We start from the raw sequence: 24,254 nt of genomic DNA on the forward strand, positions 1-24,254 counted from the left end.
CGACAAAGTGCTCGGCAAAGTCCCGGGTAAAGACGGAGGCGAAAGCCGTACCGGGCCGGCACGGGAGCCGTAGAGTCCACTCCCGTGCCGGAGACCAGACTGGACGACGTGCTCGTGTCACCGTCGCTGCCGGACGCCGTCCGCGCTGCGCTCCTCGCGCCGATGGTCGACCACCACTGCCACGGCGTGCGGCGCGACGACCTGTCCCGGTCGGAGTTCGAGATGCTGATCACCGAGGCGGGCACGCCGGCGCCCCCCGGCACCACGCACTTCGACACGCCCGTCGGTGTGGCGATCCGGCGCTGGTGCGCGCCCGTCCTCGGCCTGGAACCGCATGTGCCCGCGGCCGTGTACCTGTCCCGCCGGACCGAGCTGGGCGCGGCCGAGGTCAACCGGCGGCTGCTTCGCGCGGCCGGGATCGCCGCATTCCTCGTGGACACCGGCCTGGAGGGCCCCGAGCTGCTGTCGGCGGCGGAGATGGGCAGGCTGGGCGGCGCGGCGGCCGACGAGATCGTCCGGCTGGAGCAGGTCGAGCAGGAGGTCGCGGAGGCCGGGATGCCGGCGGTCGACTACGCCGGGATGCTGCGCGAGGAGCTGGCGGCCAGGGCCGCCCGCGCGGCGGGGCTGAAATCGATCGCCGCCTACCGGTGCGGGCTCGGCTTCGACCCGTCCCGTCCCTCGCGGGGCGCGGTGATCGCGGCGGCGGGCAGGCGGCTGGCCGAGCCCAAGGAGCGCCTGACCGACCCGGTCCTGGTGCGCCACCTGCTCTGGGCCGCGATCGACGTCGCGAGGGAGCGGAGCCTTCCGCTGCAGTTCCACTGCGGCTACGGCGACACCGACCTCGACCTGCACCGCTCCGACCCCGCCCTCCTGACCGGGTTCATCCGGGCGGTCGCGCCGTCGGGGGTGCCGGTGATCCTGCTGCACTGCTACCCGTTCCACCGGCAGGCAGCCTACCTGGCGAACGTGTTCCCCCACGTCTACGTGGACGTGGGGCTGGCGCTCACCTACACGGCGGCGGGCTCGGTCTCGGTCGTCCGCGAGCTGCTGGAGCTCGTCCCCTTCCACAAGCAGATGTTCAGCTCCGACTGCTACGGCGTCGCCGAGCTGTGCCTGCTCGGCGCGGTCTATCACCGGCGCGGCCTCGCCCGCGTGCTCGCCGACCGGCTGGGCGAGGGCGAGTGGTCCCCGGCCGACGCGGCCCGGATCGCCCACATGATCGGGTCGGGCAACGCCAGGCGCGTCTACCGCCTCTGAACTCTCTGGGACGGGCCGGTCAACGGCTACCCGCCGAAGGGGACGGGTACGGATCATCCCTGAAGAGGAGGAACCAACCCGTCCCGGGCGCGATAATCGGCGCGATGAGTGCCATAGAGATCCATAATCTGGCGAAAACGTTCGGCGCGCTCAAGGCTGTCGACGGCGTGTCCTTCACCGTGGAGGCAGGCTCCGTCACCGGTTACCTGGGGCCCAACGGAGCCGGGAAGACCACCACACTGCGCTGCCTGCTCGGCCTGGTCACCCCCGACTCGGGGGAAGCCCTGGTCGGCGGCCGGCGCTACACCACGCTGCCCCAGCCCGTCACCGAGGTCGGGGCCGTGCTCGAAGCCACGAGCTTCCATCCGGGCCGCACGGCCCGCAACCATCTGCGGATCCTGTGCACCGCCGCGGGGCTCCCCGTCCAGCGGGCCGACGAGGCGCTGGAACAGGTCGGCCTGGCGGAGGCCGCGGACAAGCGGGTGCTGGGCTTCTCCCTCGGCATGCGGCAGCGTCTCGCGCTCGCGTCCGCGCTGCTCGGCCGCCCGAAGGTCTACATCCTCGACGAGCCCGCCAACGGCCTCGACCCCGCCGGGATCGAGTGGCTGCGCGGCTTCCTCCGCCACCTGGCGCACGACCAGGGCGCGGCGGTGCTGGTCTCCAGCCACGTGCTGCCGGAGGTCGAGCAGACCGTCGACAACGTGGTCATCATCGCCAAGGGCCGGCTCGTACGGCAGGGCACCCTGGCCGAGCTGACCACGAACGGCGAGCCGGCCGTACGGGTCCGCGCGGCGAAGGCCGCCGAGCTGGCGCCCGCCCTGGAGGCCGCGGGCGCGCGGGTCGAGCCAGCGGAGGACGGCCTGCTGCGCGTGCACGGCCTGGACTCCGGGGCGGTCGGGCAGGTGGCGCTCGACCAGCGGGTGGCGTTGTCGGAGCTCACTCCGGAGCGGTCCGACCTCCAGAAGATCTTCCTCGAGCTGACGGAGGGACGATGATCGGGCTCGTCAAGGCGGAGCTGCAGAAGCTGTTCACCACCCGGCTGTGGTGGATCATGCTCCTGGTCATGCTGGTCCTGGTCGGGGTGAACCTCGGCCTCTTCATCGGCTTCGCCGGGGTGAGCCAGAACGGGGCGCCCGCCCTGCCCGAGCGGGACACCGTGGAATGGGCGCGGATGGCCTGGTCGGCGGGCGCGGACGGGAACGTCTTCGCCATGATCCTCGGTGTCGTGATGATGACCGCCGAGTACCGCTACCAGACGATCACCGGTACCTTCCTGACCACGCCTCGCCGGGGGCGCGTCATCGTCGCCAAGCTGGTCGGCGGCCTCCTTGTGGGCCTGCTTTTCGGCCTCGGGGCGCTGGTGTTCGAGGCCGTCGTGGTGATCCCCACGGTGCTGATCTCGGGGGGCGAGTTCTCACCGGCCGCCTGGCACATCCCGCAGACGGGCCTCGGCATCATCGCGACCTTCGCGCTGTACGCTCTGTTCGGCATCGGCCTGGGGACGCTGGTGCGCAACCAGGTCGCCGGCATCGTCGGCGCGGTGGTGTGGTCCTACGTGATCGAGAGGATCCTGGTCGCGATCCCCGCCCTGCAGCCCGTGGGCAGGTGGCTGCCCGGCGGGGCCGCGCAGTCGCTGCTCAGCATCGACGTGGACACCGGGCTGGGCAGACCCGAACTGCTCCCCGCGTGGGGTGGCGCGCTCGTCCTGGCCGGCTACGCGGTTATCTTCGCGCTCGTGGCCTCCGCCACGACGGTCCGGCGCGACATCACCTGAGCCCCTGCCGCATCAGGTGACCGGTTCGCGATCAGCCCGCCGGACCTGGTTTGCTTGGACCCGTCAGTCAGTCGTTTCATCTAGTCGTTCGTCACGGGGATCATCATGCGCAGCGTCGAACCCGAGGTCTTCCTCGTCGCCAGGCCCGAGCTGGACTACGAGGAGCTCGCCCGCTACCTGCGGGAGATCGGAGGGGAGAGCTGGCTGGAGCGGCTGGAGCGCGGGGACTTCGACGCGCAGAACCTGGCCGAGTTCGCCGGGAGGCTGTGCTACCGCTCCTTCGAGCCGGGGCTGAACCCCAACGTGACCCGCATCCGGGCCGACCAGACGGAATATCTTCGCAACATCCTCGCGAGCGCTCACGGCTCTGTGCTGGAGCACATGAGCTTCAGCTTCGTGCTGCACAACGTGTCGCGGGTCTTCACCCATGAGTTGGTACGGCACCGCCCCGGGGTGGCCATCTCGCAGGAGTCGCTCCGCTTCGTCCGGCTGTCGGACATCCCGTTCTGGTTCCCCGAGTGGGCCCAGAAGGACGCCGAGCTGATGAAGCGGGCGTCGGCCGTGCTCGACCAGCTCGAGGAGTTCCAGACCTGGATGGCGGACCACTTCGGGCTCGACGAGGAGGGTGTGCCGTTCGCGGAGAAGAAGCACCGCACTTCGTTCATGCGCCGCTTCGCTCCCGAAGGGCTCGCGACCGGCCTCGTCTGGACGGCGAACGTGCGCACGCTCCGGCACACGATCGAGTCCCGGACGGCCGCCGGCGCGGAGGAGGAGATCCGCCTGGTGTTCCAGCGCATCGGCGAGCTGATGAAGGAGGAGGCCCCGGCGCTGTTCGGCGACTACGTGGTCGAGGACGGCGCCTGGATTCCCGGCTGGCGCAAGGTCTGACCGCCGCTCCCGCTCACCCGTCCGACCTCCCGGCACTGCCGGGTCGCGGCCGGGTCACGGGAATAACCTACTAAACCAGTAGGTCTTGACGGAAATCTGCCGGATGTGCTGAAGTGTCTGCATGCCGGTTGAGATGCGACTGAACGTCGTCCGGAGCCGCGGCGGGCTCCACCGTACGGGGTCCTCATGAGCGCCGCGCCCGTCCTGGGCGGGACCGTCACGGCCGATGAGGCCGATGAGGCCGCCGAGTCCCTGACAATCGTGAAGGCGCGGCACCCGTGGCGCTGGATCGCGAGCGCCGTCGTCCTCGTGCTGCTGGCGATGGCGGTCAACGCGCTGATCACCAACCCCGCCTGGGACTGGGCGATCGTGGGGGAGTACCTCTTCGCCCCCTCGGTCCTGGAGGCCGTCGCGTTCACGATCCAGCTGACCGTGCTCGGCATCGTGCTGGGGTTCCTGCTGGGGACCGTCCTGGCCCTCATGCGGCTGTCGCGCAGCCCGCTGCTCGTGTCGGTGGCCTGGAGCTACGTGTGGCTGTTCCGATCGGTGCCGCTCATCCTGCAACTGCTGTTCTGGTACAACCTCGCCATCCTCTACCGGCGGATCTCGTTCGGCGTGCCGTTCGGGCCCGCGCTGTTCGACATCGGGACCATGGACCTGATCGGGCCGGTGACCGCCGCGGTGATCGGGCTGACGCTGCACCAGGCGGCCTACGCCGCCGAGATCGTGCGCTCCGGCTTCCTCTCGGTGGACCAGGGACAACTGGAGGCGGCCTCCGCGCTCGGCATCCCGAGGACCCGGCAGCTGTTCCGGATCCTGCTTCCCCAGGCGATGCGGACGATCGTGCCCACGGCGGGCAACGAGATCATCGGCCTGGTCAAGGGCACCTCGGTCGTCTACATCATGGCGCTGCCCGAGCTCTTCTACCAGGTTCAGGTGATCTACAACCGCAACGGCCGGGTGATCGCCATGTTGCTCGTCGCGGCGATCTGGTACCTGCTGCTCACCACGGTCCTGTCGGTCGCGCAGTACTACGTGGAGCGCCGCTTCGGCAGGGGAGCGGCACGGGCCCTGCCGCCGACGCCCCTCCAGCGCGTCCGGGGCGTGCTCGCCGTGCGGCGGGCCGCCAGGGACCAGCGGCTCGTGGATCTCGGGGGCGGGCGATGAGCCACCCGATGGTCGACGTGCGCGGTGTTCACAAGAGCTACGGCCCGCTGGAGGTGCTGCGCGGGGTGGACCTCCAGGTTCAGCCGGGAGAGGTGACGGTCGTCCTCGGCCCCTCCGGCTCGGGCAAGTCGACCCTGCTGCGCAGCATCAATCACCTGGAGAAGATCGACCGCGGATACGTGCGGATCGACGGCGAGCTCATCGGCTACCGGCGAGCGGGCGACCGCCTGTTCGAGCTGAAGGAGCGGGAGATCCTCCGGCAGCGCACCCACATCGGGTTCGTGTTCCAGAGCTTCAACCTCTTTCCGCACCTGACGGTCCGCCAGAACGTCACCGAAGCGCCGATCTCCGCCCAGCGCCGGCCGCGGGCCGAGGTCGAGCGGCTCGCGGATCTCCTGATCGAGCAGGTCGGGCTCGGCGACAAGGCCGGCGCCTATCCCCGGCAACTGTCCGGCGGCCAGCAGCAGCGGGTCGCCATCGCGCGGGCGCTGGCGCTGCGGCCCAAGGTCGTCCTCTTCGACGAACCGACGTCCGCGCTCGACCCGGAGCTCGTCGGCGAGGTGCTGGAGGCCATGAAGAGCCTCGCCGGCAGCGGCACCACGATGATCGTCGTGACCCACGAGATCGGCTTCGCCCGTGAGGTCGCCGACACGGTGGTGTTCATGGACGACGGCCGGATCGTCGAGCAGGGCCCGCCGTCCCAGGTCCTCGACGACCCCCGGCACGACCGGACCCGCGCCTTCCTCAGCAAGGTTCTCTGACCGTCCCGGGCGATCAGCGATCAGACCTCTCCCCGGACCTTCCCCGATCAGACCTCTCTCCCCGATCAGAAAAGGACGCACATGCCATCCGCATCCCGGATCGCCGCCCTGACCATGTCCTCGCTCCTGCTTCTGGCGGCCTGTGGCACGGCCTCGCGTGGCGTGGATTCCCTGGCCGCGGCTCCCGCGGGCGGCCCGGGATCGTCGGCGGCGCCGAAGTTCAACACCGGGCCGGACCAGAAGCGGATCACAGCGGCCAAGGTCGACGCCATCGCCGCCGAGGTGCCCGCCGCCATCAAGGCCGCCGGTGAGCTCCGGGTCGGCACCAGCACCTTCGAGCCGCCGCTGTCCTTCGTCGCGGACGACAACGTCACTCCCATCGGCCTGGAAGAGGACATCGCCTCGCTCATCGCGGACGTCCTCGGACTGAAGCTCCACCTGGAGGCCACCTCATGGGAGAACCTCTTCCTGGCTGTGCGCTCCGGCAAGGACAACCTCGGCATCTCCAACATCACGGTGACCGAGGAGCGCAAGGACATCTACGACTTCGCCACCTACCGGCTGGACCAGCTCGCCTGGGAGGTCGCCAAGGACAGCCCGATCACGTCCATCACCAAGCCGGCCGACATCGCCGGGCTGACCGTGTCGGTGGGATCCGGCACGAACCAGGAAAAGATCCTGCTGGACTGGGACAAGCAGAACAAGGCAGCCGGGCTCAAGCCGGTCAAAATCCAGTACTACCAGAAGGCCGCCGACTACTACCTCGCCCTCAAGTCGGGACGCATCGTGGCCAATTTCGGCCCCAACCCCACAGCCGCCTACCACGCGGCCGTCACCGGTGACACGAAAATCGTGGGCACGTACTCCGGCGGCGGCGCGACCGTGCAGGGACTCATCGCCGCCATGACCCAGAAGGGCAACGGCCTGGCCAAGCCGGTCAGCGAGGCCCTGAACGCCCTGATCAAGAGCGGCAAGTACGCTGAGGTCCTCGCGCGGTGGGGTCTGTCCAGTGAGGCGGTCCAGGAGTCCTCGGTCAACCCGCCTGGCCTGCCCCGGCAGAAGTAGCCGGGACCGATCTCCGGCCCACCTCGCGGAGATCCAGATGGCCGTGAAAGAGAACAGATGACGATCGAACACACGTTTCAGGTCCGCCCGGTCGTGGTCGGCGATCCGGAGCTCCGGCCGTTGCTCGACGGCCTCGCCTTCGAGTACGAGTCCCGCTACGGGGCCAACAACGAGCTGACCCGCTTCCCGGACTCCGACTTCGCGCCGCCCGACGGCGCGTTCCTGATCGTGGTGGAGAACGGCGAGACCATCGCCGGCGGCGCGTTCCGGCGGTACGACGAGGTCACTGCCGAGCTCAAGCGGATCTGGACCCACCCCGGTCACCGGCGCCGAGGGCTCGGCGAACTGGTCGTGCGGGAACTGGAGAACGAGGCCGTACGGCGCGGCTACCGGCGGATCTACCTTACGACCGGTCCCCGGCAGCCGGAGGCGGTCGCACTCTACGTCAGGGCAGGGTACCGGCCGCTGTTCGACGTCACGGTCTATCCCGGGCCGATGGGACCGCACCCCTTCGAGAAGGACCTCCCCGTTCCGGCGTGACCGGGTCGCCCTGCCGTGCGCTGACCCGGGGCAGCAGCAGCGCGGGGCGACCGAGAGGGCATGTTCTTACGGCCTCATGGGAGGCCAAACGCCTAATCGCGACAGGATCGCCCCGCGATCTTGGCTTCGGTGGCCTTGGTGATGATGACGTCGAGTCTGTCGCGGATGCCCACCAGCTCGCCGATCTTCCGGTTGACGCGTTTCTGCTCGGCCGACAGCCGATCGAGCGTCGCCGCCCACACTTCACCCGTCTCGAAAGACGGCAACAGGTCGACAATCGTCCTGCTCGTCAGTCCTGCGGCGTACAGGTGCTGAATCAGCTGAACGCGGTCGACCGCGCTGTCCGGATAGTGCCGCTGACCGCTGGAGCTGCGTTCCGCGGTGAGCAGGTTCTGCTCTTCGTAGTAGCGCAGTGCCCGCACGCTCACACTCGCACGGGCGGCCAGTTCACCGATGCGCATCAACGCCTCCTCAGTGACTCCTGTCACATCACTTGCCTCTGACGTCAACGTCAGCTTTTAGCTTAGTGATGCCACCGCACTCTCGTGTCACCGCAGGTCGGACGAGGTGCGGAGAACACCATTAAGTGACGAATACGGAGTCCCCCATGTCTTCCTCCAGTGCCGCCCTGCGCGCGAGCCGGATCCTCCGCCGCCCCATGAACGTTGGCAGCCTCACCGTGGCGAACCGCATCGTCATGTCGCCGATGACTCGTGAATTCTCGCCGGACGGTGTCCCTCGTGCCGATGTGGCGCAGTACTACGCACGCCGGGCTGCCGGTGGAGTGGGCCTGATCATTACCGAGGGCACCTACATCGACCACCCCTCGGCGGGTGACAGCGACCGGGTGCCGCGATTTCACGGGGAGGAAGCCCTGGCGGGCTGGGCGCAGGTGGCGGCGGAAGTCCACCGCGCGGGCGCGAAAATCATTCCCCAGCTCTGGCACGTCGGCATGGTCCGTCCCCCCGGTGCCCCGCCGTTCCCCGAAGCCGCCCCGATGGGCCCTTCCGGAATCGGCCTGGACGGCAGCCGATCGGGCCAGGCGATGACCCAGGACGACGTGGACGCGGTGATCACCGCCTACGCCGACGCCGCCGGCGCTGCCGAGGGTCTCGGCTTCGACGGCATCGAACTACACGCCGGCCACGGCTACCTGATCGACCAGTTCCTCTGGGAGTACACCAACCGCCGTAGCGACCGGTACGGCGGGGACCTGGCCTCCAGAGTCCGTTTCGCCGCTGAGATCGTAGCCGCCTGCCGCGAGGCCGTCGCCCCTGACTTCCCGATCCTGTTCCGCTTCTCGCAGTGGAAGGCGGACCACTATGACGCCAGGCTCGCCGAGACCCCTGAGGAACTCGAAGCCCTCCTGACGCCGCTCGTGGAAGCGGGTGTGGACGTCTTCCACGCCTCCACCCGGCGTTACTGGCGACCGGAGTTCGACGGCTCCGACCTCAATCTGGCCGGGTGGGCGAAGAAACTCACCGGGAAGCCGGCCATCACCGTCGGTTCCGTGGGTCTCAGCGAAGATGTCATCGCGACGCTGGAAGACGGGAAGCAAGCTCGGGTCGCCGGCATCGACAAGCTGCTGGACCGACTCGAAGGGGACGAGTTCGATCTTGTCGCCGTGGGCCGGGCCCTCCTCGCCGACCCGGAATGGGCGGAGAAGATCCTCGCCGGGCGCATGGACGCGGTCGTGCCTCACACCGCGGAACAGCTCGACGTCCTGCACTGAGGATGTCGACGGAGCCGTAGCGGGCGAACGCGTCAGCAGAGAGCGGGGAGGACGTAGACCTCGGCGCCGGGAGGGAGGGCGCAGGACAGGCCGCCGAGCCGCCGGGCGTTCTCCCCGCAGACGAACATGCTGATGTGCCGCCGGATGTGGCCGTACTCGTCGCGCAGCCGCTCCTCCAGTGACGGGTGCGTACGGCGGAGCGTGTCGAGGGCGGCGCCCAGCGTCGGGATCTCCTCCTCGGACGCGGCCACCGCGAAGACCCTGACCTCGGCCTGGTCGCCGACCCAGTGCCGGAGCGTGCTCGGCAGGACGAACGTGACCAGCGTGATCGGCTTGGCCACTCAGAGCACCGCCGCGCGGACGCTCAGCACGTCGGGGAGGTGGCGGGCGATCCGCGTCCAGGTCTCGCCGCCGTCGGCGGAGCCGTACACCTCGCCGTCGCGGGTGCCGAAGAAGACGCCGGCCTCGCCGGCCGTCATCGCGTCCCTGAGCACGGCGGCGTGGACCGGCTCGTCGGGCAGCCCCTTGGACAGGCCCTGCCAGCTCGCCCCGGCGTCGTCGCTGCGGAACACCGCGTACCGGTGGCCGACGGGCGTGCGGTCCATGTCGCTGTGCAGCGGGAACACGTAGACCGTGTCCGGCCTGGCCGGATGGACGGCGATCGGGAAGCCGAAGTCGGATGGCAGTCCGGCTCCGATGTCCGTCCAGGAGCCGCCGAAGTCATCGGAGCGGTAGACGCCGAAGTGATGCTGGAGGTAGAGCCGCTCGGGCCGGGCCGGATGCTGGGCGACCCGGTGCACGCACTGCCCGAACTCCGGATACTGCGCGCCCTCGGGCAGGAACGGCGCCCGGATGTTCCGGTTGGCTGGCTCCCACGAGGCCCCGCCGTCCGAGCTGCGGAAGACGCCCACGGCGGAGGCGGCGACGGCGATCCGCCGGGGATCGGCTGCTCCCGCCCAGACCACGCCGGACTCCGACGGGGACGGCTGGAGCTGCCAGACGCGGGAGAGCGCGGCCCCGGTCCGCTCGGGGAAGGCCACGGGAGGGGCGCTCGCCTCCTCCCAGGTCTCGCCGAGGTCGTCGGACCACAGCACCGAGGGGCCGAAATGGCCGTGCTCGATGCCCGCGAGTAACCGGGGCGTCTCGCCACGCGTGTCGATCGCCACCGATGGCACCCCGATGGTGGAGAAGCGGACGGGGTCGACCTCGAACGGCCCGCCGGAGGAGCGTGCGAGGAACAGCCCCTTCCTTGTCCCGATCGCGAGCAGCGCTTCCATGGCGACCTCCTCGTGTGCCTCCCGCCCATCGTGCCAGGGGCAGGCCGATCCCGCGCGGGGATCCGGCACTCGACTGAGTTCGCCCCGGACGGCGACACCGTGGAGTCCGGTGCGCGGCTAGGGCTCGTCCTGGACGGTGTCGCGATGGATCCGGCAGAGCGGGACGCCGGACGCCTGCAGGCGGCGTACGGTCTCGTTGACCATGGCGGCCGGGCCGCATACGTACACCTCGTGCTCGGCCCACGAGTGGAAGCGCTCGACCACGTCGGGCAGCCTTCCGCGCATCCCGTCGTAGGCCGGCTCGTCGGAGACCACCGGCAGCACCCGAAGCCAGGGGAAAGACGACTCCATCCGGACAAGGTCATGGATGTCGTACAGCTCCGACGCGTGCCGTACGCCGAAGAGCAGGTGGACGTGGGGACGGCGGCCGGACGCGATGACGTGCTCGATGATGGCCTTCAGCGGGGCCAGGCCGGTGCCCCCGGCCACGCACAGGATGTCCCTGCCCGAGTCGGCCGGGACCATCGTGCCCACGGGCGGGCCGAGCAGGACCTGGTCGCCGATCCGGGTGTGCTGGACGAGCGCGGAGCTGACCCAGCCGCCGGAGACCGCCCGCACGTGGAGTCGCAGGGTGTTGTCGTCCCTGGGGGCGTTGGCGATGGAGAAGGTCCGCCACACCCGGGGCCAGCGGGCGGTCTGCACGGTGATGTACTGGCCGGGCCTGAATTCCATCCGCTGCGTGGGCCGTACGGTGATGACCGCGATGTCGCGGGTCCGGCGGTCGTGGTCGACGACCTCGGCGAGCCACCACGGGGGAGAGACGCCCGCGTCCGCCGCGGCCGCCTCGATCATGAGCTCGGCGGCCATGCCGTACGCCGTGCTCCAGGCGGCCTCGATCTCGTCCGTCCAGATCTCGGCGGCGAAGTGCTTGATCGTGGAGAGCAGGGCCTTGCCGACGGCCGAGTAGTGCTCGGCGGCCACGCCGTACTTGCGATGGTCGCGCCCGAGCTGCGCGAGGTACCCGGCCAGACCGCCGGGGCTGTCGAGCATCCAGACGATCCTCGTGAGCGCGCTGAACAGCCGGTCGCGCTGAACGTCCATCGCGGGCGGAAACATCGCCCGCAGCTGCGGGTTCTCCGCGAACAGCCGCCCGTAGAAGTACGCCGCGGCCTTCTCCGCGACGGGTTCGACGACGGAGAAGCTCTCTTTGACGAGGCGCGGATTAAGCGTCATCTGCTGTGTCCCACCCTAGGGACCGGAAGTGTGCTCCGGTCTTGTCGATCCACCTCCCTGACGGCTCCGGGTGACGAGCGGCGGCGGCCCCGGCTCAACCGATCGCTCATTCGGGAGTCTTTCACTCGCAGTCGGGCGTCACAACCGATTCTTCACAAGGTGGTGCGAAGGTGTACGGATAGTGATTGCTTAGTAATGCTGAGTGATCGAGCGTGGTCATGATGGCAGAAGTGATAGGTGAGATAAGTGACAAAAAAGAAAACGCTTACGCCATGATTGGGGCGAGCCGATAAGGAACACTCCGGGAGACCGCATGGCACGTCCGATCGTTGGCATCACCACCTACCTGGAGGCCGCCCGGTGGGGCGTCTGGGTCCGTGAGGCGGTCATCTCCCCGCAGGGGTACGCGCGGGCGGTCGAGAAGGCGGGCGGCGCCCCCGTCCTCCTGCCGCCGATGAGCCCGGTGGCCGCCGGTGACTACGTGCGCGGCCTCGACGGGCTCATCCTCGCGGGCGGCGTCGAGATCGACCCGTCGCTGTACGGCGAGGCCGCCGATAGCCGGGTGGAGGAGCCGCAGGGCCACCGCGACCGCTTCGAACTGGCCCTCACCCGTGCGGCCGTCGAGGCGGACCTGCCGATCCTCGCCATCTCGCGCGGCATGCACATGCTGAACATCGCCCAGGGCGGCACGCTCATCCCGTGGCTCCCCGAGGTGGTCGCCCACGAGCGGCACGAGACGGCCAGGCACCTGGTCACCGTGAGCGTGTCGAGCAAGCTGGGCAAGGCGATCGGCGACCGGGCGGAGGTCACTGGGGCGCACCACCAGGCCGTCAAGCGGCTCGGCACCAACCTGCTCGCCGTGGCGTGGGCCGACGACCAGATCGTCGAGGGGATCGAGCTGCAGGGCCACCGGTTCGCCGTCGGCGTCCAGTGGCACCCGGAGCGTGGCACGGACAACCGCCTGGTCGAAGCCCTGATCGACGCCTCCCGCCCCTGACCCTTCGGCGTGATCATGCACGGATTCCCGTGGGCGGCCCCGGCCTGCCCCTTCACCTGGCGTGATCATGCACAGCTTCCGGGATCACGCCCGGGACCTGCGGCATCGTCTTTCGTGATCATGCACGGCTCGCGGGCGGACGGCGTAAAGCGTCAGAAGCTGCGCGGCAGGCCGAGGACCTGGGTGGCGAGGTAGTTGAGCAGCAGTTCCTCCGTCACGGGAGCGATCTTGCCGATGCGGGCGTCCGTGAGCAGCCGGGCCACCGGATACTCCAGCGAGTACGCCATGCCGCCGTGGGTCTGGAAGGCCGCGTCGGCCGCCTCCCACGCCGCCTGCGAGGCGGTCAGCTTGGCGATGTTGGCCTCGGTCCCGCAGGGCAGCCGGTTGTCGAACGCCCAGGCGGCCTTGTAGAGCATCAGCCGGGCCAGCTCGATCTTGGCCTTCACCTGCGCCAGCGGGAACGCGATGGCCTGGTTCGACCCGATGGGCCGCCCGAACACCTCCCGTTCCTTGGCGTAGTTCACGCCGACCCGCAGCGCGACCTCGGCCCCGCCGAGAGCGCTCGCCCCCAGCAGGATCCGCTCGGGGTTGAGGATGTCCCACAGCACGACCGCGCCCCCGTGCAGCTCGCCCACCACGTTCTCCGCGGGCACGCGCAGCTCGTCGATGAAGACCATGTTGGACGGGGTCGTGTTCGCGCCCATCTTGGAAATCGGCCGGTAGGAGAGCTGCCCCGCCGCGACGGCCTCGGGCACGTTGACCAGGAACACCGTCATGCCGTTCGCCCGCGGCCTGGCCTCGGCGGCCGGGATGGTGCGCGTGACGAGCAGCATCCACGTGGCCCGCTGGACGCCCGTGATCCAGATCTTCTGGCCGTTGACGACGAACTCGCCGCCGTCCTGCCGGGCGAAGGTGGAGATCGCCAGGGAGTTGGACCCGGCGTCCGGCTCGGTCAGGGCGAAACACGTCTCGATCTCGCCGGTCGCCAGCTTCGGCAGCAGCTCGGCCTTCTGCGCGGCGGTGCCGTGCCTGGCCAGGGTCATCGCGCCGAAACCGGGCGTCAGCACATACGTGAAGGCGGAGCCGCCCGCCGAGCCCGACGCCGACAGCGTCTCGGTCGCCACCGCGAGCTCCAGCAGGCCCTGCCCGGCTCCGCCGTACTCCTCGGGCACGGCGAGGCCGAGCCAGCCACCCTTGGCGAGCTCCGCCCAGACCTCCTCGGGCCAGCGCTTCTCCGTCTCGCACCGCTCCCAGTAGTCCATGCCGTAACGGGAGCAGATGCCGGCGATTCCCCGTTGTACGGCCTGCGCGCTTTCGGGCAGCGAGAAGTCCATGGCGGTCTCCATTCCTGGTGGCGTGGCAATACTAGAACGGAGTTCGGCTTTTTGGTCGGAATCGAGATCACTGATTGAGACCCGGCCTCAGCGGCGTGGCCGTCTCGCGTGGTAGACGAAGGCGGGCGGCAGGTTGCGCCACACCGTACGCCCCGGGACGACCTCCTCGAACGCGTCCGCCAGCCCCCGGCGGAACCGCAGCGCGGGCGGCAGTGGCCGCGCGTGGACGTAGGAGAACGTGGTGAACGCCCCCCGGGGGTCGAGCGCCTCGACGACCGCCGCCAGGAGCGACGACTGGTGGGCCGGGGAGAACGCCGCCCAGGGGAGCCCGCTCACGATCACGTCGGCCGCCGGGAGGTCCCGCTCCGCCAGCAGCCGGGGGAGCCGCTCGGCGTCGCCGACGACGATCTCGACGCCGGGATGGGCCGCGGCGAGGTGGCCCGCGAGGCGCTGGTTGATCTCGACGGCGAGATGGCGGCCCCGGCCGCCGAGCCGCCGCTGGATCTCGGCGGTGAACGGGCCCGTCCCGGGGCCCAGCTCGACCACCACCGGGTCGCCGCGTTCCGGCACCGGCACGCACACCGCGGACGACAGCCTCCGCGAGCTCGGCGCGATCGCCCCCGTCACGGCGGGTGCGCGCAGGAACTGCCCGAAGAAGATCGCTGATTCGTTGGCCATGGCCCCGACGCTAGGGCCGCCTACCTCGCGTGATCGCCCGTCCTCAGGCCCGTCCCGGCGGCCACAAGGCTCGTCGTGACCGGCCACAAGGCCCACGGCGAGCGGCCACGAGGAGCCCGGTGAGCGGCCACGAGGCTCATCGTGACCGGCCACAAGGACACGCCACGAGCGGCCAGAAGGAGGAGGCGTCCTCCTCCCTCCGGAGGAACGAGGCGGGATGACGCGCCGGATACCGTTCGTCCATGCGGTGGCGCGGCGCGGTGTGGGACGTTCTCCTGGCGGTCTCCGGGGTCGTCCTGGACGTTCTGGTCACAGCCGGGCCGGGAGGGGGCTCCTGGGGAGGGCCCTCGGCGCCGCTCTGGATCGCCGCGCTCTTCTCGCTCCTCGCCGGCCTTCCGATGGGCCTGCTGCGCCGCCGGCCGGGGCCGGTCTGCCTCTATCTGGCCGGGCTGCTCGTGGTCTGCGACCAGCTCGGCGCGTTCACCGCCAACACCACGCAGATCCTGCTGCCCATCTCCGTGGGCGTCCTGGCCCGCACGCGAGACCTGCGCTGGACGGCGCCCGTGGCGGTTCTCGCCGCCGCCGCGACGGCGATCAACCTGGCCGACCCGGGCATCGCCTTCACCAGCAACGCGTGGTTCTACTCGGTCGGCCTGATCGCCTTCCCCGTGATGGTCGGCCGTTACCTGCGGAGCCGGGAGAGCCGCGTTCCCGCCGACTCCGCGCCCCTGCTCGATCTCCTGCTGGCGGGGGGCGGCGTCGCGTGCGCCGTCCTCGGCACCTGGCCGTTCTGGGACAGCGGGACGCTCCCCGTCTGGGCGGTCGGCCTGGGCGTCATGCTGTCCGGGCTCGCCCTCGGCGTGGTGCGCCGGCTTCCCGGCGCGGTGCTCCTGCTGCAGAGCGTCGCGCTGGTCGTGGCCGACCAGTACGCCCCGAGGACCGGGAGCAGTCTCCAGCTCCTCGCCCTGGTGACTCTGGGGGTGTTCGCCACCCGTGCGAGCTGGTCCTGGGTCGCCGCCGGATATGCCTTGACCTGCTCCGTCACCGCCATCGCGACGGTCGGCGACGGCACCGAGATCACGTTCTTCCGGGTGGTCGCGCTCATGGCGATCGTCACCGCTCCCGTCGCGATCGGCCGGTACGTCCGGGCGCGCCAGGCCGGGGCGCGGCAGGCCGGGGAGCTCGCCGTGGAGCGGCTCCGCGCCGGCAGGCTCGCCGAGCGGGAGCGGATCGCCCGCGAGGTCCACGACATCGTGGCCCACCACGTCGGCGCGATGGTGCTGCGGGCGAGCGCGGCCCAGTACGCGGGGGCGACGGGACCGGCGGCGGAGGCGCTGACCGACATAAGGGAGACGGGACATCGCGTCCTTGAGGACCTGCGCGGCCTGCTCACCGTGCTGCGCGACCCCGTGTGGGACGAGGCGGCACGGGAGGAGGTCGTCCTGGCGGACCCCGGCGACGTGATGCGCGACGCCGCCGCCCGGATGGCCGCCGCGGGCCTGCGGGTGGACCTCCGCCTCGCCGCAGAGGCCGCCGCCGCGCCGCTCGTCGTGCGGGCGTCCGCGGCGAGGATCGTCCAGGAGGGGCTGACGAACGTGCTCAAGCACGCCGGCCCCGGCGCGCGGGCCGAGATCACCGTCGGCGTGGAGAGGGACGCGATGACGGTGGAGGTCCGCAACGGCCCCGGCTCCGCCCGGCCGGAGGAGACGCTGCCCTCCACCGGCCAGGGCATCGCGGGCATGCGGGAGAGGGCCCGGGCGCTCGGCGGCCGCCTCAGCGCCGGGCCCGTGGAGGACGGCGGCTGGCGGCTGGCCGCGTCGCTGCCCCTGCCCGACCGGCAGCCGGACGCCGATCCCGAATGCCCATGGTCGACCCCGGGGAGGACCGCGTGATTCAGGCCAGGGCCGCGTGATCCGGGTCGTGGTGGCCGACGACCAGGCACTCGTCCGCGCCGGGGTCCGGATGATGCTGGAGGCCGCCGGGGACATGGAGGTGTGCGGGGAGGCCGCCGACGGGGCCGAGGCCGTACGGCTGGCCGAGCGGCACCGCCCCGACGTGCTGCTGATGGACCTGCGGATGCCCCGAGTCGACGGGCTGGAGGCGACCCGCCGGATCCTCGCCCTCGACCCCGCCGCGCGGATCGTCGTGCTCACCACGTTCTCCGAGGACGCGAACCTCTACGCCGCCCTGCGCGCCGGGGCGCTCGGCTTCCTGGTGAAGGACGACCCGCCGGACCGCATGGTCGAGGCCGTACGGCGGGCCGCCGTGGGGGAGCCGCTGCTCGCGCCGTCCGTGCTGCGGCGCGTGGTCGAGCGGGCCCTCGCGGCCGAGCGGGCCGTCGTGCCGCTGCCGGGCAGCCTCACCGAGCGCGAGGTCCAGGTGCTCACCCTGGTGGGGATGGGCCTGTCCAACGCCGAGATCGGCGACCGGCTCCACGTGGGCGTGACGACCGTCAAGAGCCACGTCGCGGGGATCATGGACAAGCTGGCGCTGCGGAACCGCACCCAGGCCGCCGTGGTGGCGCACCGGTTCGGCCTGGTGGACGCCGAGTTCAACCCCCTGGATCCGCCACGCGGAGGGCGGCGAGGGGGCATGTAGGGTCTGGGGCGTGAACGCTGCCGAGGACCGGATCTGGACAGTCCCCAACCTGCTGAGCTTCCTCCGGCTGCTCGGCGTTCCGGTGTTCCTCTGGCTCGTGCTCGGCCCCAGGGCGGACGGCTGGGCCATCGGGCTGCTCATGCTCGCCGGGTTCACCGACTGGCTCGACGGCAAGCTCGCCCGCGCCTGGAACCAGACCAGCAGGCTCGGCCGCCTGATCGACCCGCTCGCCGACCGCCTCTACATCCTCGCCACCCTCGTCGGGCTGGTCCTGCGGGACGTCGTCCCCTGGTGGCTGGCGCTGGCCGTGCCCCTGCGCGACGTCCTGCTCCTGTGGATGCCGCCCGTCCTGCGCCGCCACGGGTACGGCCCGGCCCTGCCGGTCCACTTCCTCGGCAAGGCCGCCACGGCATGCCTCATGTACGCCTTCCCGCTGCTGTTCCTCGCCTCCCACCACGGGTGGTACGCCCAGATCTGCGCGATCTTCGGATGGGCTTTCGCCATCTGGGGAACTGGTCTGTATTGGTGGGCGGGGGTGTTGTATGTCGTACAGGTGCGCCAGCTAACGAAGGGGTGACCCGTGAAGGCCGTCGTCATGGCGGGCGGAGAGGGGACACGGCTCCGGCCGATGACCGCCAACCAGCCAAAGCCCCTGCTCCCCATCATCAACCGGCCGATCATGGAGCACGTGCTCCGGCTGCTCAAACGGCACGGTTTCACCGAGACGGTCGTCACCGTGCAGTTCCTGGCCGCCCTGATCCGCAACTACTTCGGCGACGGCGACGAGCTCGGCATGAGCCTCCACTACGCCACCGAGGAGGTCCCGCTCGGCACGGCCGGGAGCGTGAAGAACGCCGCCGACAAACTCCGCGAGGACCGTTTCCTCGTCATCTCGGGCGACGCGCTCACCGACATCGACCTGACCGACATGCTGCGGTTCCACCGGGAGAACCGGGCGCTGGTCACCATCGGCCTCAAGCGGGTCCCCAACCCGCTCGAGTTCGGCATCATCATCGTGGACGAGAACGGGCGCATCCAGCGTTTCCTGGAGAAGCCCACGTGGGGCCAGGTGTTCTCGGACACCGTCAACACCGGCATCTACGTCATGGAGCCCTCCGTCCTCGACGAGATCGCCCCAGGACAGTCCGTGGACTGGTCGTCAGACGTCTTCCCGGCGCTGCTGGAGCGCGGGGCGCGGCTGTTCGGCTACGTGGCCGACGGCTACTGGGAGGACGTGGGCACCCACGAGAGCTACCTCAAGGCCCAGGCGGACGTCCTGGAGGGCAAGGTCAAGGTCGATTTCGACGCCTTCGAGCTGGCGCCGGGCGTCTGGGCCGCCGAAGGAGCCTCGGTCGACCCCGAGGCCGTGCTCAAGGGGCCTCTCTACATCGGCGACTACGCCAAGGTCGAGGCCGGAGCCGAGCTGCGGGAGTACACCGTGCTCGGCAGCAACGCCGTGGTCAAGGAGGGCGCCTTCCTGCACCGCGCGGTCGTCCACGACAACGTCTACGTCGGCCCGGCCGCCCACCTGAGGGGCTGCGTGATCGGCAAGAACACCGACGTGATGACCGGCGCCAGGATCGAGGAGAACGCGGTCGTCGGCGACGAGTGCGTCATCGAGGCGGAGGCCTACGTCTCCTCCGGCGTGAAGATCTACCCGTTCAAGACCATCGAGGCGGGCGCGGTCGTCAACACCAGCGTGATCTGGGAGTCGCGCGGCCAGCGCAGCCTGTTCGGCACGCGCGGCGTCTCCGGCCTCGTCAACGTCGAGATCACCCCCGAGCTGTGCGTACGGCTGGCCAGCGCGTACGCCACGACCCTGAGCAAGGGCGACACGGTGGTCACCTCGCGCGACGCCTCCCGTGCGGCGCGGGCGTTCAAGCGGGCCGTGATCAGCGCGCTCAACTCCAGCGCCATCAACGTGGTCGACCTCGAGGCGGCCCCCCTGCCGGTCGCCAGGTTCAACACCTCCAGGGAGAACGTCAGGGGCGGCATCGCGCTGCGCACCACCGCCGGCGACCCCCAGAGCGTCGACATCGTCTTCATGGACGAGTCCGGCGCCGACCTCTCCCAGGCGGCCCAGCGGAAGCTGGAGCGGGTGTTCTCCCGGCAGGAGTACCGCCGGGCCTTCCCCGGCGAGATCGCCGAGCTGACCTTTCCCGCCAGGGCGGTCGACACCTACGCCCGCGAGCTGCTCGGGTGCATCGACATGAGCGGCATCAAGGACGCCGAGATGAAGGTCGTCGTCGACTGCGCCGGGGGCACCTCCTCACTCGTGCTGCCCAGCCTCCTGGGCCGGGCCGGGGTGGACGTGCTCACGGTCAACAACCGGCTCGACGACGCCTCGCCGACCGAGACCCTCGCCGAGCGCCGCCGCGACCTCCAGCGCCTCGCCGAGCTGGTGGCGTCGTCACGGGCGGCCTTCGGCGTACGGTTCGACCCGGTGGGCGAGCGGGTCTCGCTGGTCGACGAGATGGGCCAGCTCATCAGCGAGGAGCGGGCGCTGCTCGTGGTGCTCGACCTGGTGGCCGCCGAGCGCAGGGGAGGCCGGGTCGCGCTGCCCGTCACGACGACCCGCGTGGCCGAGATGGTCTGCCGGTTCCACGGCGTCCAGGTCGACTGGACGGCCACGAGCGTCGACACGCTGACCGCGGCGGCCAAACACCCGGACATGATCTTCGCCTGCGACGGCAGGGGCGGCTTCATCGTGCCCGAGTTCGCCCCCACGGTGGACGGGCTCGCGGTGTTCCTCCGCCTGCTCGGGCTGGTCGCCCGGACCAGGCTGTCGCTGAGCCAGATCGACGCCCGCATCCCGGAGGCCAAGCTCCTCAAGCGGACTGTACCGACCCCGTGGGCCCACAAGGGCACCGTGATGCGCTCCGTCGTCGAGGCCGCCGAGGGCTACCGCCTGGACACCACCGACGGCGTCCGGGTGGTCGAGGAGGACGGGAGCTGGGCCCTGGTCCTGCCCGACCCCGCCGAGGCGGTCACCCACCTCTGGGCCGAGGGCCACGACGTCGACACCGCCCAGACCATCCTCGAACGCTGGGCTCGGGTAGTGGAACAGGCCGCCGGCTCCCAATAACCCCCGCCCGTCGTCCGTGATCGTCTCGGGGCGCCCTTCAGCGTTTCGTGTTTGACAGTAAATGACCGGTCGTCTAGCGTCTTTCTAGACCGGTCGTCTATGACCGGCGGACAAGCTTCTACCTGCAAAAGGACAGTGGTAACGTGACAACCATGGGTAGCGATCGTGGACAGAAGGTCGCTGTGATCACCGGAGCGTCCCAGGGCATCGGCGCGGGCCTGGTCGACGGGTTCCGCAAGCTCGGCTACGGGGTGGTCGCCACGTCACGCACCATCGCGCCCTCCACGGACGCGGACGTGCTGACCGTGCCGGGCGACATCGCGGAGGCCGCCACGGCCGACCGAGTGGTCGCGGAGGCACTGGGCCGCTTCGGCCGCATCGACACCTTGGTCAACAACGCCGGCATCTTCATCGCCAAGCCGTTCACGGACTACACCGACGACGACTTCGCCGCGGTGCTCGGCGTGAACCTCGCGGGGTTCTTCCACATCACCCGGCGCGTTCTGGGCCCGATGGCCGAGCAGGGGAGCGGCCACATCGTCAACATCACGACGAGCTTCGTCGACCACCCCAACTCCAACGTGCCGTCCGTGCTGGCCTCGCTGACCAAGGGCGGGCTGGCCGCCGCCACGAAGTCGCTGGCCATCGAGTACGCGAAGCGGGGCGTGCGAGTGAACGCGGTCTCGCCCGGAGTCATCAAGACCCCGATGCACCGCCCCGAGACCCACGAGACGCTCGCCGGCCTGCACCCCGTCGGCAGGCTGGGCGAGATCCGCGACATCGTCGAGGGCGTGGTCTTCCTCGAGTCGGCGCCTTTCGTGACCGGTGAGATCCTCCACATCGACGGCGGCCAGAGCGCTGGGCACTGAGCCGCGCCCGCGCGACCGGCGCCCGCGAGAATCGGCTGACGCCGGTCACGGGCGCCGTCGCAATGTAAACAGTGTGGCAGGATGGACCTTGAATGGTTGTGGGTTATAGCGTTGGTCAGTCCACGCCCAGCGACGCTTCTTGACCTTTGTCCCTGATCAGCGTAAGTTGCGGCATTCGCAGTCTGAGCAAGTCGTGAGAGAGGCCGAGCCGATCGATGCCCAGCGTCTACTGCACGCAGTGCGGTCATGCCAACCCCGAGGATGCCCGTTTCTGTTCACGATGCGGTTCGCCGCTGAGCGCTCCGGCGCCGGCCGCTCCTGACACGACCTCGACGATCTCGCTCGAGGCGCTGGAGAGCGAGACGGGCCAGACGCTTCTGCCGGACAGGTCGGCCGTCGAGCAGCTCCCTCCGGGGACCGCGCTCCTGGTCGTGATGCGCGGGCCGAACGCGGGCAGCCGCTTTCTGCTCGACAGTGACCTCACTACGGCGGGTCGCCACCCGGAAAGCGACATTTTCCTGGACGATGTGACCGTGTCCAGGAGGCACGTGGAGTTCTACCGGCGCGGTGGCCAGTTCACCGTCCGTGACGTCGGAAGCCTGAACGGCACCTACGTCAACCGTGAGCGGATCGAGGAGTTTCCGCTCGCGGGTGGAGACGAGGTGCAGATCGGGAAGTTCCGGCTGGTGTTCCTCACACGTGGCCCTGGAGGGCCATGATCGGTGAGGAGGGGGAGTCATGAGCGCGCAGGCCGTACGGGCGTTCATGAGCATCGGGGAGGTGCTCGCGCTTCTGCAGGGCGAGTTCCCCGACGTGACGATCTCCAAGATCCGGTTTCTGGAGGGTGAGGGGCTCATCGAGCCGCAGCGGAGCCCGTCGGGCTACCGCAAGTTCACCCACAACGACGTCGAGCGCCTGCGCTACATCCTCACCGCGCAACGTGACCACTACCTCCCGCTCCGGGTGATCAAGGATCACCTCGACGAGCAGGCCACCCGCCCGCGGGCCGTGCCCGGGGAGGCTCCTGCCGTACGGTTGAGCAGGGAGGAGCTGATCGAGGCCGCGGGGATCGACGAGGACACCCTGGCGGAGCTGGAGAGCTTCGGCCTCGTGGCGGCGGTGGCCCGCCGGTACGACGCGGACGCCCTGCAGGTGGCCCGCAGCGTGGGGGCGCTGGCCCGGTTCGGCCTGCACGCCCGGCACCTTCGGGCGGTCAAGGCCGCGGTCGAGCGCGAGGCCGGTCTGGTAGAGCAGGCGGTGGCGCCTTTGCTGCGCCGCAGGGCTCCCGGGGCGGTCGATCAGGCGGGGGAGACAGCTCGGGAGATCTCCGGACTTCTCCAGGAATTGCACACCGCGTTACTTCGTGGCAGTGTTCGCGGCGTTCTGGGGCGGTAATGAGGCGGTGACCGGCTCACTCGCTCCCTCGCGGTGTTACGTTGAATGCCAGGTGATATGCCGCGACGCTTTGAGACGGAGTCGCCCGTGTTGCAGATGGAGGTCGTGGGGGTTCGCGTTGAGATGCCCTCCAACCAGCCGATCGTTCTCCTCAAGGAGACGAGCGGTGATCGGTACCTGCCGATCTGGATCGGCATGACCGAGGCGACCGCTATCGCGCTGGCGCAGGCGGAGGAGCCGCCGCCCCGGCCGCTGACCCATGACCTGTTCCGTGATGTGCTGGAGGCGTTGGGGGTGCGGCTGCGCACCGTCAACATCGTCGCGCTGCGGGACGGGATCTTCTTCGCGGATCTGGTGTTCTCGAACGGCGTGGAGGTGAGCGCCCGTCCGTCGGACTCGATCGCGCTGGCGTTGCGGACGGGGGCGACGATCTACGCCAGTGAGGACGTGGTCCAGGAGGCGGGCGTGAGCATGCCCGACGACCAGGAGGACGAGGTGGAGAAGTTCCGGGAGTTCCTGGACAACATCACCCCGGAGGACTTCGGCCGCGCGGGCTGAGTGCGGGCCGAGCGCGCTTGGGTGCGGTTGAGTCCGGGTGACTCCGGGTGGAGTCCGGGGTGGAGTCCGGGGTTGATTTCGGGAGATAACGCTTCACGACGCGCCGTGCGGGGTCGTTGACTGAAAATGGCCCCGGTCCTACGGTGCAAGGGAAACCACGGTTGTAATTCACGAACCCCCAGATCAGACCGTGGGATGAGAGAAAGCCGGAGGTCCGCAGTGGCGGTCAGCAGCGGCGAGGGTAAGTCGGCCGGCCAGCATGACCCGGTTCGGCAGTCGGCGCGGGAGCGTGCCGGCGAGCAGGGCCTGCTGTTCGACGAGCAGCCGGCGGCGCTGCCCGAGAATGTCGGCTACCGGGGCCCCACGGCGTGCGCGGCGGCCGGCATCACCTACCGGCAGCTCGACTACTGGGCGCGCACCGAGCTGGTCCTGCCGACGATAAGAGCCGCGCAGGGCTCGGGATCGCAGCGCCTGTACAGCTTCCGCGACATCCTCGTCCTCAAGGTGGTCAAGCGGCTCCTCGACACCGGGGTGTCCCTTCAGCAGATACGCACCGCCGTACAGCACCTGCGTGACCGCGGGGTCAACGACCTCGCCCAGATCACCCTGATGAGCGACGGGGTCAGCGTCTACGAGTGCACGTCGGCGGACGAGGTGATCGACCTCCTGCAGGGCGGGCAGGGCGTCTTCGGCATCGCGCTCGGGCGGGTCTGGCGCGAGGTGGAGGGGTCGCTCGCCGAGCTCCCCGGTGAGCGCGCCGAGTCGGCGTCCGACCCGGAGGGAGATCATCCGGCGGATGAGCTGGCCCGCCGCAGGAAGGCCCGTAAGACCGGCTGAGGCCCCGCGAGACTCTTGGGCGCCGTAGCAGATCGGCTTATGGGGGCAAGGGGGCGTCAGTCCCGATCCGGGGCACCCGGTAGAGTGGGCAAGGCCGACGACCTCGTGCGGGAGAGTCCCCTTTGACAGGGGCGCCGAAGGAGCAAACCTCCCCGGAATCTCTCAGGCATCCGGTACCGCACGGATGAGGCGACTCTGAAAAGCAGGCG

Annotated in this window: 25 protein-coding genes and 1 riboswitch; of the genes, 19 read left to right on the forward strand and 6 right to left on the reverse strand. The window is 70.1% G+C overall.

Annotated features, from left to right (window positions below; translation table 11 throughout):
- Window positions 1–84: 84 nt before the first annotated feature.
- The 8 genes from N5079_RS08605 (at window position 85) to N5079_RS08640 (ending at window position 7,452) form a co-directional block, all read left to right on the forward strand.
- Window positions 85–1,257 (forward strand): amidohydrolase, encoded by a 1,173-nt coding sequence (locus N5079_RS08605; RefSeq protein WP_261583060.1) that lies wholly within the window; start codon window positions 85–87, stop codon window positions 1,255–1,257.
- Window positions 1,258–1,361: 104 nt separating this feature from the next.
- Complete coding sequence (locus N5079_RS08610; protein WP_261583061.1) at window positions 1,362–2,252, forward strand: ABC transporter ATP-binding protein; 891 nt, start codon at window positions 1,362–1,364, stop codon at window positions 2,250–2,252.
- Window positions 2,249–3,031: an ABC transporter permease gene (locus N5079_RS08615; protein ID WP_261583062.1), complete on the forward strand. Its 783-nt coding sequence runs from the start codon at window positions 2,249–2,251 to the stop codon at window positions 3,029–3,031. The genes N5079_RS08610 and N5079_RS08615 overlap by 4 nt, the downstream gene beginning before the upstream one ends.
- Window positions 3,032–3,136: 105 nt before the next feature.
- A complete protein-coding gene (thyX, locus tag N5079_RS08620) occupies window positions 3,137–3,919 on the forward strand; it encodes an FAD-dependent thymidylate synthase (protein WP_261583063.1) in 783 nt (260 codons plus the stop codon).
- A gap of 186 nt (window positions 3,920–4,105) precedes the next feature.
- Window positions 4,106–5,086 (forward strand): amino acid ABC transporter permease, encoded by a 981-nt coding sequence (locus N5079_RS08625; RefSeq protein WP_261583064.1) that lies wholly within the window; start codon window positions 4,106–4,108, stop codon window positions 5,084–5,086.
- Complete coding sequence (locus N5079_RS08630) at window positions 5,083–5,847, forward strand: amino acid ABC transporter ATP-binding protein (protein WP_315967801.1); 765 nt, start codon at window positions 5,083–5,085, stop codon at window positions 5,845–5,847. Before N5079_RS08625 ends, N5079_RS08630 begins: the two co-directional genes overlap by 4 nt.
- Window positions 5,848–5,928: 81 nt before the next feature.
- Window positions 5,929–6,912 (forward strand): ABC transporter substrate-binding protein, encoded by a 984-nt coding sequence (locus tag N5079_RS08635; protein WP_261583065.1) that lies wholly within the window; start codon window positions 5,929–5,931, stop codon window positions 6,910–6,912.
- A gap of 57 nt (window positions 6,913–6,969) precedes the next feature.
- Window positions 6,970–7,452, forward strand: a complete 483-nt coding sequence (locus N5079_RS08640; protein ID WP_261583066.1) for a GNAT family N-acetyltransferase — start codon at window positions 6,970–6,972, stop codon at window positions 7,450–7,452.
- Window positions 7,453–7,544: 92 nt separating this feature from the next.
- Here N5079_RS08640 and N5079_RS08645 read toward each other — a convergent pair whose 3' ends face one another.
- Window positions 7,545–7,913 carry a MerR family transcriptional regulator gene (locus N5079_RS08645; RefSeq protein ID WP_261583067.1) on the reverse strand — a complete coding sequence of 123 codons (369 nt, stop codon included), beginning with the start codon at window positions 7,911–7,913 and terminating at the stop codon, window positions 7,545–7,547.
- 146 nt (window positions 7,914–8,059) lie between these two features.
- On the opposite strand from N5079_RS08645, the gene N5079_RS08650 reads away from it, so the two are divergent.
- The gene (locus N5079_RS08650; RefSeq protein ID WP_261583068.1) at window positions 8,060–9,184 is read left to right on the forward strand and encodes an NADH:flavin oxidoreductase; all 1,125 of its coding nucleotides are present in this window, start codon (window positions 8,060–8,062) and stop codon (window positions 9,182–9,184) included.
- 32 nt (window positions 9,185–9,216) lie between these two features.
- Here the strand turns inward: N5079_RS08650 and N5079_RS08655 are convergent, their stop codons facing one another.
- The 3 genes from N5079_RS08655 to N5079_RS08665 form a co-directional block, all read right to left on the reverse strand.
- Window positions 9,217–9,525 carry a molybdopterin synthase sulfur carrier subunit gene (locus N5079_RS08655; protein ID WP_261583069.1) on the reverse strand — a complete coding sequence of 103 codons (309 nt, stop codon included), beginning with the start codon at window positions 9,523–9,525 and terminating at the stop codon, window positions 9,217–9,219.
- Window positions 9,526–10,461 carry a WD40/YVTN/BNR-like repeat-containing protein gene (locus tag N5079_RS08660; RefSeq protein WP_261583070.1) on the reverse strand — a complete coding sequence of 312 codons (936 nt, stop codon included), beginning with the start codon at window positions 10,459–10,461 and terminating at the stop codon, window positions 9,526–9,528. It lies immediately after the preceding gene.
- Window positions 10,462–10,578: 117 nt separating this feature from the next.
- Complete coding sequence (locus tag N5079_RS08665) at window positions 10,579–11,694, reverse strand: globin domain-containing protein (protein WP_261583071.1); 1,116 nt, start codon at window positions 11,692–11,694, stop codon at window positions 10,579–10,581.
- Between the two features lie 313 nt (window positions 11,695–12,007).
- On the opposite strand from N5079_RS08665, the gene N5079_RS08670 reads away from it, so the two are divergent.
- Window positions 12,008–12,691: a gamma-glutamyl-gamma-aminobutyrate hydrolase family protein gene (locus N5079_RS08670; protein WP_261583072.1), complete on the forward strand. Its 684-nt coding sequence runs from the start codon at window positions 12,008–12,010 to the stop codon at window positions 12,689–12,691.
- Window positions 12,692–12,843: 152 nt separating this feature from the next.
- Here N5079_RS08670 and N5079_RS08675 read toward each other — a convergent pair whose 3' ends face one another.
- Window positions 12,844–14,025 (reverse strand): acyl-CoA dehydrogenase family protein, encoded by a 1,182-nt coding sequence (locus N5079_RS08675; RefSeq protein ID WP_261583073.1) that lies wholly within the window; start codon window positions 14,023–14,025, stop codon window positions 12,844–12,846.
- Between the two features lie 87 nt (window positions 14,026–14,112).
- On the reverse strand, window positions 14,113–14,703 hold the full coding sequence (locus tag N5079_RS08680; RefSeq protein ID WP_261583074.1) for a class I SAM-dependent methyltransferase: 591 nt from the start codon (window positions 14,701–14,703) through the stop codon (window positions 14,113–14,115).
- A 242-nt stretch (window positions 14,704–14,945) separates the two neighbouring features.
- Here N5079_RS08680 and N5079_RS08685 point away from each other — a divergent pair, with 242 nt between their 5' ends.
- The 9 genes from N5079_RS08685 to N5079_RS08725 all read left to right on the forward strand — a co-directional run bounded on the left by N5079_RS08685 (window position 14,946) and on the right by N5079_RS08725 (window position 24,045).
- Window positions 14,946–16,595: a sensor histidine kinase gene (locus N5079_RS08685; RefSeq protein ID WP_261583075.1), complete on the forward strand. Its 1,650-nt coding sequence runs from the start codon at window positions 14,946–14,948 to the stop codon at window positions 16,593–16,595.
- Window positions 16,596–16,611: 16 nt separating this feature from the next.
- A complete protein-coding gene (locus N5079_RS08690) occupies window positions 16,612–17,301 on the forward strand; it encodes a response regulator transcription factor (RefSeq protein WP_261583076.1) in 690 nt (229 codons plus the stop codon).
- A gap of 10 nt (window positions 17,302–17,311) precedes the next feature.
- A complete protein-coding gene (locus tag N5079_RS08695; RefSeq protein WP_261583077.1) occupies window positions 17,312–17,878 on the forward strand; it encodes a CDP-alcohol phosphatidyltransferase family protein in 567 nt (188 codons plus the stop codon).
- A 3-nt stretch (window positions 17,879–17,881) separates the two neighbouring features.
- Window positions 17,882–20,386 carry a mannose-1-phosphate guanyltransferase gene (locus tag N5079_RS08700; protein ID WP_261583078.1) on the forward strand — a complete coding sequence of 835 codons (2,505 nt, stop codon included), beginning with the start codon at window positions 17,882–17,884 and terminating at the stop codon, window positions 20,384–20,386.
- 152 nt (window positions 20,387–20,538) lie between these two features.
- Complete coding sequence (locus N5079_RS08705; protein ID WP_261583079.1) at window positions 20,539–21,255, forward strand: SDR family NAD(P)-dependent oxidoreductase; 717 nt, start codon at window positions 20,539–20,541, stop codon at window positions 21,253–21,255.
- 215 nt (window positions 21,256–21,470) lie between these two features.
- A complete protein-coding gene (locus N5079_RS08710) occupies window positions 21,471–21,974 on the forward strand; it encodes a zinc-ribbon and FHA domain-containing protein (RefSeq protein WP_261583080.1) in 504 nt (167 codons plus the stop codon).
- A 19-nt stretch (window positions 21,975–21,993) separates the two neighbouring features.
- Window positions 21,994–22,650, forward strand: coding sequence for a MerR family transcriptional regulator (locus N5079_RS08715; RefSeq protein WP_261583081.1), 657 nt, complete (start codon window positions 21,994–21,996; stop codon window positions 22,648–22,650).
- An 87-nt stretch (window positions 22,651–22,737) separates the two neighbouring features.
- Window positions 22,738–23,208 (forward strand): bifunctional nuclease family protein, encoded by a 471-nt coding sequence (locus N5079_RS08720; RefSeq protein WP_261583082.1) that lies wholly within the window; start codon window positions 22,738–22,740, stop codon window positions 23,206–23,208.
- Between the two features lie 219 nt (window positions 23,209–23,427).
- On the forward strand, window positions 23,428–24,045 hold the full coding sequence (locus tag N5079_RS08725) for a MerR family transcriptional regulator (protein ID WP_261583083.1): 618 nt from the start codon (window positions 23,428–23,430) through the stop codon (window positions 24,043–24,045).
- Window positions 24,046–24,143: 98 nt separating this feature from the next.
- Window positions 24,144–24,234: riboswitch (glycine riboswitch) on the forward strand.
- The last annotated feature ends 20 nt before the right edge of the window (window positions 24,235–24,254 follow it).

The organism is Planotetraspora sp. A-T 1434 (assembly GCF_025420585.1).
GTDB lineage: Bacteria > Actinomycetota > Actinomycetes > Streptosporangiales > Streptosporangiaceae > JAOEGB01.